Genomic DNA, 13,350 nt, shown 5'->3' on the forward strand with positions numbered 1-13,350 from the left:
CGCTTTGCAAGTCCGGAAAAAAGCGAGGTGTCTGATTTATTTACTCAAAAGGTGTCCGTAAACACCATATTTTCATCTCATAATTCTTGCAGTTGCACGCTCTGCTTGATAGCGTCGGCATACCCTTGTCAAGAGAGCCGAATATGTCAAGCATACATATATATTGGGACGAATCACATTTCTGGGGCCTGCTGGTCACCCGAGCCCTATCGGCATGGGGAATCCGCCACCGTCTGGTGCGAGGGTCAGAAATAGCCGATGGCGCGCTCTCTGGCAAGCTCGGCGAGCCGCCCGCAGTCCTTATCGTCCCCGGTGGACGGGCCAAAGGCAAAGCGGATCGGCTGGGCGTCAAGGGAATGGATGCCATCTGCGACTTCGTGCATGACGGCGGCACGTATATCGGATTCTGCGGCGGTGCCGGACTGGCCCTGTCCGGCCGGTATGGGCTGGGCCTCTCGCCCTGGACCCGCAAGGGATACAAGAACCGCCTTCACCACTTTCTGTCAGGCCATGTCGAGGCACGGCTGAACACGGCTGACCCGCTGGTCCCCGACGACATGGATCACGGTCTGCTCCCGGTCTGGTGGCCCGGTCGATTCGACGCCAATGACGATTCTGTCACCGTCCTGGCCCGCTACGGCAAACCCGGCCCGGATTTCTGGGTGGCCGACCTCAACCTCGCCACCCTGCCCGAAGGCACCATGACCGACTGGGAAAATCTCTACGGGGTGAGCCTGAACCCCGATTTCATGGAAGGGCTGCCCTGCGTGGCGGCCAATGACTTCGGCTCCGGCAAGGTCATTTTGAGTTACGCCCATCTGGAAACCCCGGCCTCCGCGCACGCCAACCACCTGCTCGGCCACATCCTGAGTGAAATCCTCGGCTCGACAGTGGGCGACGCTCCGGTCCCTGCCTGGGATGTCGCAGCCCGCCCGGTACACTGGGAAGACCCGGAACTCATGGCCGCACGGACCGCTATGGAAAAGATCGTCACCACAGGCTCGGAGCATTTTCTGCTTTTCTGGCGCAATCCATGGCTGCTGGGCTGGCGGCGAGGCATTCCCGGCGCTGGCATCAACTCCCTCTACTCGCTCATCTGCGAGTCCCTGACCATCCAGCCCGACGATGACACTCGCGCATTCTGGGACGAAAAACGCGACCGGTTCCGGGTACTCATGGAGCTGCTGGTGGGCGGCCTGACGGGCTATCTGCTGGCCGAACGCCTTTCCATGACCGTATTCCACTCTGACCCCGGCGCCGTCTCCAAGGAAGGCCTTCGGGAACAACGCCGCGCGCTCTTCGGCCTGCCGCCCGAGCCGGGGGGCATCTTCGCCGATCTCTCCGCGCTTCTGGAAGAATTGTACTGGCGTCTCTCCAGAACATCGTAGCTTTTCTTATCGTTGCCGTTTTTTTCTTATATTTGCCTTGTCTGGGGCTCCTGTGGTAAATATCAAGTTGGTCAAGTGTGCCGTGTGGAGCAAAAGCTGTATTGTTTTTTTCCTCCCGTGGCGAACCCATGTACCAAGGTGACTGGCAACAAATGACGGATGACAAAACTTTAAGCGACACCCCGGACGCAGTTTTTCGATTTTCACTGTCCGCAGACGGCATGAAACTCGGCGTCAACCGGTACTTCCCACCCAATGGGGGGAAAGGCCCCAGTGTTGGGCTTATCAAAGCCCAGGTTGCAGCGGCGGGCGTACAGTTTCCCGTGGACGAGGACGCGGCACAGCGTGTTGTGGACGCCATCGAAGAAGGACGCGAATTCACCGGCATAGCGCTGGTCCACGGCATCCCGGCCAAGGAGCCGCGGGACGCATCCCTCACAGCCCTGGGCGACCTCGAATATCCGGTTTTCCCCAACGACCAATTCGCCCGTTTCCGCCCAGCCCAAAAGGCGGAAAACGGCCAGACGATCAACGGCAAAGAGATCAAGCCCAAAGGGAACTTCGTGCCTGAAGAATTAACCGTTGAGGTCGGCGATAATGTAACCTGGGATGCGGTCTCCGAATCCTATGTCTCCACAGTCTGGGGCATTGCGCGCCTGAAAGACGACGTGATCTGCGTGGACCAGATTCCCTATATCACCGAAGATGAAGTCTCTGTCAGGGGCAACCTGCATCACAAGGATTTTCGCGGCACCCCTATCACCCCTGCCCGGGTGGACAAGGAAATGCGCGACATGGGCGTGCTCATCGATATGGACATGGATCTCATGGACGCCAAGCTCAAGCAGGCCAAGGAGCTGGATATCCCGCTGCTCGACCAGGTCTTTGTTGAAGGAGCGCACCCTGTTCCGGGCCGCGACGGCTGGTTGGAATACCTCGTGGCCACCCGCGAGGACGCCGGCATCGAAGACGACTCCGGTCGGCTGGATTTCCGAAATCGGGGCGCCTATCCCATGGTGGAAATCGACCAGATCATCGGACGCCTTCACCTCCCCACGCCGGGCGAAGGCGGTATTGATATTTACGGCAAGACAATTCCGGCGCATGGCGGCAAGGATCTGGTCATTCATCTGGGCGAAAACGTCACGCTTCTGGACGACAAGATCACCTATCAGTCCAAGGCCAAAGGCGTGGTGGTCATGGACAGAGGCGTGCTCTCGGTCACAGACTGCCTGATCATACACGGCAACGTGGATCTTGAATCAGGGAATGTGAAAGTTGAGGAGGGCTCGGTAAAGGTCAAAGGCTCCATCCAGGCAGGATTTTCCGTTTCCGCGCCCAAACACGTTATCGTGGAAGGGTCCATCGAGTCCGCAACCGTTCATGCCGGCGGTCTGGTGGAGGTAGCCGGCGGCATCCTCATGCCTGAAGGCGGCCAGGTGACCTGCGGCGGCGACGTCATTGCCAACTTCGCCACCAACGCCAATATCAAGGCCGATGGCGATGTCTTCATTGCCAATGAAGTCCAGAATTCCATCATCCAGACCAAAGGCCGACTCTATGCGTCATCAGGCAAGGGCATCATCATTGGTGGCGGCATCATCACCGGGAAAGGCCTGGAAGCCAACGAGCTTGGCTCGGAACTGGGTGTGGCAACCCGTGTCGGCGTATTGATCAATGACGAAGAAGACGAAAAACTACACCTTGAACGGGCCAAAGTGGTCAAGGCGATCAAGAAGGTTGATGACGCGCTGGGGACAGAGCCGCCCGAAGTCATCCTCATGCGCACGCCCGAGGCCAAAAAAGCAGCCGTGGCCGAAGTCCTCAAGCACCGGTCCACACTGCTACAGCGGCGCAAGGTCCTCTCCGAACAGATCAATCAGTTGAACCTGACCCGTCAAAAGGAGCTGGAAGGGGTGACCATCTCGGCAAAACGGTTTCTCCATCCCGGCATCAGCGTTCGGTTTGGCAAGAAAGTTTTTGAGATACAAAAACGAATGGAAGCCAGCGTCCTGTACTGGGACCCCACCAACCGCAAGATCGCCATCAAATAGCCCTGAAGCTATTCCGGGTAATCCACGCGCACCAGCGTCAACCCCTGTGGCGGCACCGTTGCCGGGGCCTGCGTACGGTCCTTTGAGTCCAAAATACGTTTGACATCTTCCGGCGTCATCCTGCCGCGCCCACAGGCCACAAGGCATCCCATCAGGTTGCGCACCATCTGCTTCAGGAACCCGTTGGCCGTGAACCGCCAGACCGACTCATATTCGGTACCCCCCGGATGGCGGGAAATCTCCATGAGGTTCCTGACCGAGGTCTTGAGGACCGTCCCCATATTCTGAAAAGCGGAGAAATCATGCTCACCCACCAGAACGCGGGCAGCCTCTTCCATGGGAACGAAATCAACAGCTCCGCACTGCCAGACATACCGGCTGCGCTGCGGCAGACAGAACTCCCGCTTATGCCAGAGGGTGTACTCGTAGGTCTTGATGCTGTGGGAATAGCGGACATGAAAATCATTGGGGACAATGGCACAGTCCACCACCCGGATATCGGGCGGAAGCAGTGAGTTCAACCCCCGCTGCCACTGGATGCCATGGCGATCATTGGCACAGTCGAAATGCACTGCCAGCCCGAGGGCGTGCACCCCGGCATCCGTCCGGCCGGAACCGTGCACGCGGGGCGCCGTACCAAGAATCTTGGCCAGCGCCTTTTCCAGCTCGGCCTGTACGGTAGGACCGTTGGGCTGAATCTGCCAGCCGCAATATTCCGTGCCGTCATAGGCCAGTATGAGCTTGATACGAATCATCGGAGCCTCACGGACTACTCTGCGGAGTCTACCAACTCTGAGGACAGCGAATCCAGCGTCGAGCTGTACGGGAACCGCACGAGCACCTCGGCCTCGGTGGAGACATCCTTGAGCACCAGCGCCTGGCACAACAGGTTCTCCGGACCGGACGTCTGCTCGCAGGCAGACTCGGCGTTCTCCAGAAAACCCATGCCGTCGGGCCGGGGGATGACCACGGTCTTCCCCTTGGTCACGAACCCCATGGGCGGTATGACAAACACGGTCACCTTGGTGGAAACGACAAAAATGATTCCGGCAACAATCAGTAATAACAAAAACTTTTTCATGGAAAAGGCTCCTACAACAGCAGTGCGAATCCGCGTTGAATAGCAGACATCAACGCATTGGACAATTCAATGAGGCGGTCGGCAGTCACGGCATAGACCACGCCCACCAGGGCGATGGAGAGGCTGCGCGTCACCTGATTATACAGGATCAGCTTGAACGCCATGCGCGCCTTGAAAATGCCTGCATAGTAGGGGAACTGATGCCGAAATGCGCGCATGGGCGACGACAGGACATTGCCGAGCATAAGCGCGAGCACCACCTGTGTTTCGGTCAGGCTGGTATCCGTCAACATGGCACCGGCTGCGGCCAGCCCGGCGGTGAATTCCGATGCCATGTGGAACGCCACGATACCGAGGGCCTCGGGCGGCAGAAAGGAAAAGAATGAAACCGACCCTGCCATATATTCCTGCAACCACATAAAGGCTCCGGCCTGCTTAAGAAAAAAGAACAGGGTGTAAATGGGACAGGTCAGATACAACACCTTGGGCAGGCGCTTGGCAAATCGCTTCCAGGCCTTTTTCAACACTGAAGATCGGTCCCGCTTCTTCTCCATTTCCTCCAGCTCGCAGGGCAGGCACCCGTCAGGGCGGGGCGGCAGCAGAAACTTGCCCGAAAAGACGATAACCATTGTACGCAGGATGGAAGCAAAAGCCGTCAGCCCGACGTACACTCCGGCAGCACTGCCGACAAACGGCCAGGCTATGAAGAAAATCGTCGGCAAGTGCAGAAAATATGTGGGCAACGAGTTGAACAGGTTGGAGAGGATCAGTTCCCTGTCCGAGATCCTGCCCGATTCATGCGCCTCGGCAAGCATGGTGTTTGCCGACACCCCCGAGAAAAAGGCCATGGTAAAGCTGGCCCCGGACACATCCTGCAACCGGGCGCGACGGGCCAGCGGAGCAGCCAGCTTGGCGGCATAGCGCGTCCAGTGGAGGGACTCGATGAGAATGCCGACGAGCAACCCGACCGAGATGAAAAAGGTCAGCCGGATAAGCGGCCAAAAAAGCCCGCTCCAGAGAACGGGCCAGGAGAAATCGAATTCCATCTATTTTTTCTTTGCCTTGACCTTGATCTTGCGGACCTGAGCCAACTGATCATCAGGCATGTAGAAGGTGTTCTTGTCGCCAGGGAACGTGGTACGCCGTACATCATCGCAATACCGCTCAAGGGCGGTCACGGCCTCTTCGCCCAGTTCCGCGAAACGGCGCACGAACTTGGGCGTAAACCGATCGAACATGCCGAGCACGTCATGATACACGAGCACCTGGCCGTCAGTGACATTGCCAGCGCCGATACCGATGGTCGGGATGCTCACCGACTCGGTAATGAGCTGGGCGGATTCCACCGGGATAGCTTCAAGCACAACGCAAAATGCGCCCGCCGCTTCCACGGCCTGCGCGTCCTCAATGAGCGCGCGGGTGGCCTCGGCAGACTTTCCCTGGGCCTTGAATCCGCCAAACCGGGCCACATGCTGGGGGGTGAGCCCCACATGCGCCATCACGGGAATGCCCGCATCCGTCATGGCCTTGATCTGTGGCGCCACAGGCACGCCGCCCTCCAGTTTGACCGCCTTGGCATGGCCTTCGGCGATGAGTCGGCCACTGTTTTTCAGGGCCAGCTCCACAGTGGCAAAGGACATGAACGGCAAGTCCGCGACAACCAGTGCCCGCTTCACGCCCCGACTGGTGGCCCGTGTATGATGGACCATCTCGTCCACGGTCACGGACAGGGTATCCTCATGCCCCAACACGACCATGGCCAGAGAATCGCCCACCAGAACCAGATCGACACCGGCTTTGTCAGCGATCATCCCTGACGAATAGTCATAGGCAGTCATGCAGCAGATTTTCTCGCCGCCCTTCATTGCCTGAATGGTGGGTGCGGTCACGGTCACGGTCTTTTTCTTGGAAGTCTTGTCTGTAGTGCTCATGGCCGGGAGAGTATGACTGCAAACGGTCCGAGTCAAGGAGAGTCAGAAGAGGAATACACCTCTGGTAAAAGGAATGAACCGGAGACACGCCTCCACGAAAAAAGGGCGACCGGAGTCACTCCGATCGCCCTTTTGGGATGTACTTGTAATGCAACTACATGACAGTAAGGTTCTGCAGCACCCAGATAACCCGACCGATCGTGCGGGAATCCATCTCGGAAGCCTTGACCTCAAGGTCGGAATATTTGTCGTTGTCAGCTTTCAGCAGGAAGGTTTCTCCCTGATGATAGACCCGACGGATGGTCAAACCCTGATGCGGGAAATAGACCGCACACAAATCGCCGTCAGGATGCTCTTTCTGATCCCGATCAATACCGACAAAGGCACCGCGTGCAATAACCGGCTCCATGCTGGAGGAATCGGCTTTCACCACCAACAGCTTGGGGCGGCAAAAGGACTCCGGCACGGAAAGCTCTTCAATGGACTTGGCTTCCCATGTATCGGCTTCCTTGTCGGCGCCTGCCATGGTGGACACAGGCATGACACGACCGCGGGAATTCATGCGACCGTAGGGGGCGGGTGTCTCACGCAGCAGCGTATCTGCCGGGACTTTGCCCTTGTCTGCATCAATATACACCGGCTCCACGCCTTCAGACAACCAGTCTGGGTCAAGTCCATGGCTGCGGTACAGTTTCAGGAACCAGTCTGCAGGGATAGAACAACGACGTTTGGCATCTGAAATACTTGACTGACGGACATCCAGTACTTCTGCAAGCTGGACCTGAGTCCGTGCACCGGTCGCTTTTTTGATTCGCTCAAGGGCTTCTTCAAACCACTTAAGCTGCGCTTCATCACACCGTCTTTTCTTCTTGGGCATATAAGCTCCTTATCACAATATGACAGATATCGACATGGTGTATCAACCTCAGATACACAAATCAATAGTTTAGACTTTGTAGACTCTTCTAAGTAATTTTCCCGTCTGCAAACACACGTATGACCGCTGTATTTATTGCGCTTAGGAAAAACTCCCGTTGAACTTGGGAAAATCTCCCGCTCTTGTCAAGTTTTTTGGAGTTCCGATCTTGTCCCAAAAGAAACGGGTGCAGTCAACTAGAATGACCGCACCCGACAGGTGTTCAAATGCACAAGTGAAGGCTACTGCATATAATCCAGGAACGGACTCTTAGGAGTCAGGATGAAACGGGAGTTCGCATCAAACCCCTTTCGGTATGCTTCCAGGCTTCTGGTAAAGGCGTAGAACTCGGGAGATTGGCCCAGGGCGTCAGCGTAGATCTTGGTGGCCAGGCCGTCGCCTTCACCACGCACGATCTCTGCCTGCTTGTTCGCATCGGCAAGGATGATGCTCCGCTCCTTGTCAGCCGTGGCAATGAGCCTGGCCGAGGCTTCACGCCCTTCCGACCGGTATTGCTTGGCCTGACGTTCACGTTCGGCCTTCATGCGGCCGAAGATGGAACGTTCGTTCTCGGCAGGCAGATCCGTGCGCTTGATGCGCACGTCGATCACTTCAATGCCATAGGACGCGAGCAGCTCGGCTGACCGAGTCGTCACGGCCCCCATGATTTCCTTGCGTTTGTGGGACACCACTTCAATGAGGGTGTAGCGACCGAGGGCCACGCGGAGCTGGGAACGAACGATATCGTCCAGCCGTGCGCGAGCGCCCTGGATGGTGCGGACCTTGGTATAGAAGGTCAATGGGTCCACAATGCGCCATTTGGTATAGGAATCCACTTCCATGTATTTTTTGTCAGTGGTGGTAATTTCTTCAGGGTTGGCGTCAAAGTCCAGAATACGAGCGTCAAAGAAAACGACATTCTGGACAAGGGGCAACTTGAAGTGCAGGCCGGGGCCGAGCTCTTTGCTACCCACCGGACGACCAAGTTGGATGACGATGGCCTTCTGGGTCTGATCCACTGTGAAGGCGGCCGAGGCCAGGACAAACAGTCCGATGACCACTGCGATGAGAAGGACTATGGTTCTTTTTTTCATTATATCACCTGCCTTATTGCTGAGCCTTGGGAGCGCGTTTGGGCAGCTTCTCCAAAGGCAGGTATGGCACGGATTTCTTGAGAGCGTCGTCGGACATGATCAGCTTCTCCACTTCGGGATTGGCAAAAATCTGCTCCATGGTTTCGATGTAGAGACGACGGCGGGTAATATCCTTGGCCTTGTTGTACTCTGCCAGCACGGACAGGAACCGGGCGGCGTCACCCTCGGCCTTGCGGACCTTGGCTTCACGGTAGGCCTGCGCCGCATTGACGATGCGGGCCGCCTCTCCACGAGCCTTGGGCAGAATGTCGCGCTGGTAGGCTTCGGCCTCGTTGATGAAACGGGACTTATCCTCCCGGGCGCTGGCGACATCCTTGAATGCATCTATGACGTCATCCGGTGGATGAACGTTCTGCATCTGTACGGCCACCACGGACAGGCCGGTCTCGTATTTGTCCAGAATCTCCTGCATGAGTATTCTGGTCTCGACCTGAATCTCCTGCTTGCCAGTGGTCAATGCCGCGTCGATCTTGCCCTTGCCGATGATCTCGCGCATGGCGGCCTCGCCCGCGTGGGCCAGGGTCTGCTCGGGATCATTGACATTGAACAGATAGTTCTCGGCATCCTTGATCATATACTGGACAATAAACTGCACGGACAAGATGTTTTCATCACCGGTGAGCATCAGGGACTCTTCCTTGACCTCACGGCTCGCACCCTGCTGAAAATTCTGAGTACGCGCTCTTCCGACTGATCTGAAACCGAATTCGATACGCCGGATCTGCGTCACCTTGGGGGTGAGAACGCTTTGCACCGGAAACGGAATATGGTAATTCGGACCCGCAGTGGTGATGCGGAGGAATTGTCCGAACTGCTTGACCACGCCCACTTCGTCGGGTTCCACAATGTAGAAACCGCTGGCGATCCAGAGTAAGAAAATGAGTGGAATGATGAGTTTCCAACCAGGCAGTTTGAACTTTTTGAACTTGTCAAACTGATCCTGAAAGTCATCAAAGCTCGGTGGCTTGCCACCGGGACGCCCCTGTTGCTGCTTTTGTAATTTTTCCCAGTCCCAATTCATAATGGATTAAGTAGGCACAATGATCGGACAGGTCAAGGAAAGTCGGATGAAAATCATATCATCGTACCCCGCTCATGCTCTGATGCGCCACCCCGGCGGCCGATAGCCATGTGCGGCAACCCATATTTTACCGGATTATTCCGCCGTTTCCGGGCGTTCGTGCTGCGCAGCAAGGTACAGGTCAGAGGCCGCTGCAAAGGGTGCGGATACTGCTGTCAGGATATCATGCTCAAGGACAAGGGGCGATGGTTGCGGACCAACAGGCAATTCAAGGCGCTGGTCAAATCCAACCCGGAACACGCCCGCTTCACGCCTGTCGGACGCGATGAGTATGGTTTCATGATCTTCACCTGCAAAAAACTTGGCCCGGACAATCTTTGCTCTTCCTATGACGACCGGCCCGAGTTATGTAGAAATTACCCGTCCGATTCCCTATACTATCAGGGCGACTGTCTCCAGTCCGCGTGCGGGTACTCGTTCAAGGATATCTCCTTCCGGGATGTCCTCATGCGCAACAGGCGGAGCCGCATACCAAAATTCTCGCAAGTGCTCCGCAAGGAAATCGAACAGGACAAGAAACGGACACGATGAAAAAACTCATATTCATTCTTATCGCGGTGCTCATTACTGGTGGTGGCATCTGGTATTTCAAAGGGACGCAATCCGCTGGAAAAATCAAAGTGCTCAAGACCACTACGATCCAGCGCGGCTCCGTGACCCGTGTGCTGGAGGCCACCGGCATCGTCAAGGCGCAGGTGGGCGCACAGGTCAAGATCGGCGCGCAGGCCACCGGCGTGCTTGAATCCGTTCCCGTCAAAGTGGGCGACCACGTCAACAAGGGCGACCTCATCGCACAGATCGACGCACGGGAACTCCGCGCCCGCATCAGCGAGGCACAGGCCAATCTGGATCAGGCACAGGCCAAGCTCCGGTACATGCAAAAGAATCTGCCGCGCCAGCGCGCACTGGTGCAAAAGCATCTCGCCGCTCAGGACACGCTCGATGTCGCCATGCAGGATGCGGACATGGCGCGCCACGCCGTGGCCTCGTCCAAGGCGATAATGCGCACCCTCCAGGTCCAACTCACCTACACCAAGATATACTCGCCCATTACCGGCGTGGTCTCGCAGGTGGCGGCTCAGGAAGGCGAAACCATCGTCTCCGGCCTGTCCGTGTCCAACCTCATCACGGTGCTGGACCCCACCAAGCTCGAAATGTGGATATACATAGACGAAACCGATGTGGGCCGCGTGCAGGAGGGACTGCCGGTGCGCTATACGGTTGACGCCTACCGCGACAGAATCTTTGAAGGCGTGGTGGCCCGCATCTACCCCGAGCCGGAGATCCGTGACAACATCGTCTACTACCGCACTCTGGTTAAAGTGACCGAGGATCAATCGGAATATCTGCGGCCTGAAATGACCACACAGTGCAAAATCATCGTCGAAACCAAAGACGATGTCCTGACCGTTCCCAACACCGCCCTGAAATGGGTCAGGGACCGACAGGTCTGTTTCGTCGTCGGTCCCGATCCCAAAGTCGAGCCGACCGAAGTGCTGCCCACACTCGGACTCGTCGGACTTGAATCGTCCGAAGTGCTCGAAGGGTTGTCCGAGGGCGACACCGTGGCCACGCAGCTGGTTCTCCCCGGCGCCAAGGTCGGCAAGAAGGGAATCTAAGCATGACCGAACCAGCCATCTCCATGACCGATATCACCCGAACATTCCTGCAACAGGCGGAAAGAGACGGTGACGCCGACGCAGGCATCAAAGTGCTCAAAGGCATCACACTCGATGCGGCCCAGGGAGAATTCATTGCCCTGCAAGGCACGTCCGGGTCAGGCAAGTCCACCCTGCTGCACATCATCGGCCTTCTTGATCGTCCCTCGACCGGCACATACAGACTGCTCGGCCAGGACGCATCCACCCTTGATGACGACCACCAGTCCGACCTGCGCAACCTCTCCCTCGGGTTCGTGTTCCAGTCATTTTATCTGATCCCCTACGCGACCGCTCTGGAGAACGTCATCCTGCCCGGGCTGTATTCCGGCAAACCACGCAATGAACTTGTCAGCAGGGCCGAACACCTCATGGAGCAGGTCGGGCTGTCCGACCGCATGCATTTCAAACCCTCGCGATTATCCGGCGGTCAGCAGCAGCGCGTGGCCATGGCCCGTGCCCTGCTCAACGAGCCAAAGATCATCCTGGCCGATGAACCGACCGGCCAGCTCGACTCCACGACGTCCACCGAAATAATGAAACTGTTTCACACCGTGCACGATTCCGGCACCACCATCGTACTCGTCACCCACGACGAACAGGTGGCTCGTGAAGCCGGACGTATCATCAAACTGCACGACGGAAAGATTGTCGAAGATACCATACGGTAAAAGGAAGCACGCCTCCGGCGGCCCAAGAACCTCTTGGTGCCGTTACGCGGGAGGAGACAGCGGTCAACACGCTTACAAGTAGATAAACCATACCGCCCCCTCATGAACCACACCCGCGAAGCGCGAGACACTGTTGAGGAAAAGGATGAAATGGGGGGCTGGGGGCACACACAATGTTCCGATTGATACCACGCATAATAAGTATGGGATTTGAGGCTGTCTGGGCCTTCAAGTTGCGTACGCTGTTCGTGGTGCTCGGTGTGGCCTTCGGCATCGCCAGTCTGACGCTTATCATCACGGCCGTTGACGGGGCCAACAGAAAAGCAATGGAGATCGTTGAATTTTTCGGACCGGACGCCGCCCTGGTGTTCGGCGGCAATTTCAAGAAACGTGCAGTGGGCATGCGCACCCTGACCCTGAGCCGAGAGGATGCCCGACGCATCAAGGACTCGCTGCCGGGCGCTTATCAGGTCATCCCCATGCGCATGAAATCAGGACAGACCGTCAAGGTTGGCAACAAAAATGCCCAGGATGTGGCCATCATCGGAGCGACCGCAGACTATGCTTCGGCCTGGAACTGGCCTCTGGCCGAGGGGCGGGACATCTCTGCCGAAGACGATCAGATAGGAGCCAAGGTCGCCCTTCTCGGCGACAAGCCCGCCGAAGAACTGTTCGGTGAAGAGTCGCCCGTGGGCAAAGTCGTTTACATTTCCGGCATCCCATTTCAGGTGGTGGGCAGACTGACCCTGCGCGGATTCACCGGCGGAGGTGGCGGGGACATCGACAACCGCATCATCATCCCGCTCTCCACGCTGGTGCAGCGCTACAACATGGATCGCAAATATTTCCGTGCCCTGCGTGTGAAATTCCTTGAAGTGGACTACATGGACGCCCACACCGAGAACCTGCGCTCCCTTTTGCGGCACATGCACAACCTGCCGCCTGAGGCAGACGACGATTTCTCCATTCTCACCGCTGATGAAGTGCTCAAGTTCCTGGCCATGTTCAAAGGCGGCCTGACCATCTTTCTGGGCGTGACCGCAGGCATCTCCATGCTGGTGGGCGGGTTCGTGCTGGCCAATCTTTTTTCCATTTCCGTGTCGGAGCGAGCCGAAGAAATCGGCTTGAAAAAGGCCATGGGCGCACGCAAATCGGCAATCATGGGCCAATTTCTCGTCGAAGCCTGCGCCCTGACTGCGCTGGGCGGCGTGCTCGGGCTCTTCCTCGGACTGGGGCTTGGGCAGTTCCTCTCACGACTGGATATCCTGACCATCCAATTCTCATGGAAGGCATTTTTCATGTCACTGGCCGGTTCGCAGGCCATCGGTCTGATCTTTGGCCTCAAACCCGCCAAACAGGCTGCGGACCTCGACCCCATCCAGGCACTACGGGGCGACGGCTAACCTTCCGGGCTTG

Annotated in this window: 13 protein-coding genes; 6 read left to right on the forward strand and 7 right to left on the reverse strand. The window is 57.2% G+C overall.

Annotated elements, in window-relative coordinates:
- Positions 1–143: 143 nt before the first annotated feature.
- The gene (locus SRBAKS_RS09200) at positions 144–1,388 is read left to right on the forward strand and encodes a BPL-N domain-containing protein (protein ID WP_229590576.1); all 1,245 of its coding nucleotides are present in this window, start codon (positions 144–146) and stop codon (positions 1,386–1,388) included.
- 152 nt (positions 1,389–1,540) lie between these two features.
- Positions 1,541–3,442, forward strand: coding sequence for a FapA family protein (locus SRBAKS_RS09205; RefSeq protein WP_229590577.1), 1,902 nt, complete (start codon positions 1,541–1,543; stop codon positions 3,440–3,442).
- Between the two features lie 8 nt (positions 3,443–3,450).
- On the opposite strand, the gene truA is transcribed toward SRBAKS_RS09205, so the two are convergent.
- The 7 genes from truA to hflK all read right to left on the reverse strand — a co-directional run bounded on the left by truA (position 3,451) and on the right by hflK (position 9,545).
- Positions 3,451–4,197, reverse strand: a complete 747-nt coding sequence (gene truA, locus SRBAKS_RS09210) for a tRNA pseudouridine(38-40) synthase TruA (RefSeq protein WP_229590578.1) — start codon at positions 4,195–4,197, stop codon at positions 3,451–3,453.
- Between the two features lie 14 nt (positions 4,198–4,211).
- Positions 4,212–4,523: a hypothetical protein gene (locus SRBAKS_RS09215; RefSeq protein WP_229590579.1), complete on the reverse strand. Its 312-nt coding sequence runs from the start codon at positions 4,521–4,523 to the stop codon at positions 4,212–4,214.
- 11 nt (positions 4,524–4,534) lie between these two features.
- On the reverse strand, positions 4,535–5,569 hold the full coding sequence (locus SRBAKS_RS09220; RefSeq protein ID WP_229590580.1) for a hypothetical protein: 1,035 nt from the start codon (positions 5,567–5,569) through the stop codon (positions 4,535–4,537).
- Positions 5,570–6,454, reverse strand: coding sequence for a 3-methyl-2-oxobutanoate hydroxymethyltransferase (panB, locus tag SRBAKS_RS09225; protein WP_229590581.1), 885 nt, complete (start codon positions 6,452–6,454; stop codon positions 5,570–5,572).
- 154 nt (positions 6,455–6,608) lie between these two features.
- Positions 6,609–7,331 (reverse strand): LexA family transcriptional regulator, encoded by a 723-nt coding sequence (locus tag SRBAKS_RS09230; protein WP_229590582.1) that lies wholly within the window; start codon positions 7,329–7,331, stop codon positions 6,609–6,611.
- 281 nt (positions 7,332–7,612) lie between these two features.
- Positions 7,613–8,464 carry a protease modulator HflC gene (gene hflC / locus SRBAKS_RS09235; protein WP_229590583.1) on the reverse strand — a complete coding sequence of 284 codons (852 nt, stop codon included), beginning with the start codon at positions 8,462–8,464 and terminating at the stop codon, positions 7,613–7,615.
- A 13-nt stretch (positions 8,465–8,477) separates the two neighbouring features.
- Positions 8,478–9,545, reverse strand: a complete 1,068-nt coding sequence (gene hflK / locus SRBAKS_RS09240; RefSeq protein WP_229590584.1) for an FtsH protease activity modulator HflK — start codon at positions 9,543–9,545, stop codon at positions 8,478–8,480.
- Between the two features lie 108 nt (positions 9,546–9,653).
- Here hflK and SRBAKS_RS09245 point away from each other — a divergent pair, with 108 nt between their 5' ends.
- The 4 genes from SRBAKS_RS09245 (at position 9,654) to SRBAKS_RS09260 (ending at position 13,337) form a co-directional block, all read left to right on the forward strand.
- Complete coding sequence (locus SRBAKS_RS09245; protein WP_229590585.1) at positions 9,654–10,136, forward strand: YkgJ family cysteine cluster protein; 483 nt, start codon at positions 9,654–9,656, stop codon at positions 10,134–10,136.
- The gene (locus tag SRBAKS_RS09250) at positions 10,133–11,224 is read left to right on the forward strand and encodes an efflux RND transporter periplasmic adaptor subunit (RefSeq protein ID WP_229590586.1); all 1,092 of its coding nucleotides are present in this window, start codon (positions 10,133–10,135) and stop codon (positions 11,222–11,224) included. Before SRBAKS_RS09245 ends, SRBAKS_RS09250 begins: the two co-directional genes overlap by 4 nt.
- Before the next feature lie 2 nt (positions 11,225–11,226).
- Entirely contained in the window at positions 11,227–11,934 is a 708-nt protein-coding gene (locus SRBAKS_RS09255; RefSeq protein ID WP_229590587.1) for an ABC transporter ATP-binding protein, read from the forward strand.
- Positions 11,935–12,137: 203 nt separating this feature from the next.
- Positions 12,138–13,337 carry an ABC transporter permease gene (locus SRBAKS_RS09260; RefSeq protein WP_430708848.1) on the forward strand — a complete coding sequence of 400 codons (1,200 nt, stop codon included), beginning with the start codon at positions 12,138–12,140 and terminating at the stop codon, positions 13,335–13,337.
- Positions 13,338–13,350: the final 13 nt, after the last annotated feature.

The sequence above is a fragment of the Pseudodesulfovibrio sediminis genome (assembly GCF_020886695.1).
GTDB lineage: Bacteria > Desulfobacterota > Desulfovibrionia > Desulfovibrionales > Desulfovibrionaceae > Pseudodesulfovibrio > Pseudodesulfovibrio sediminis.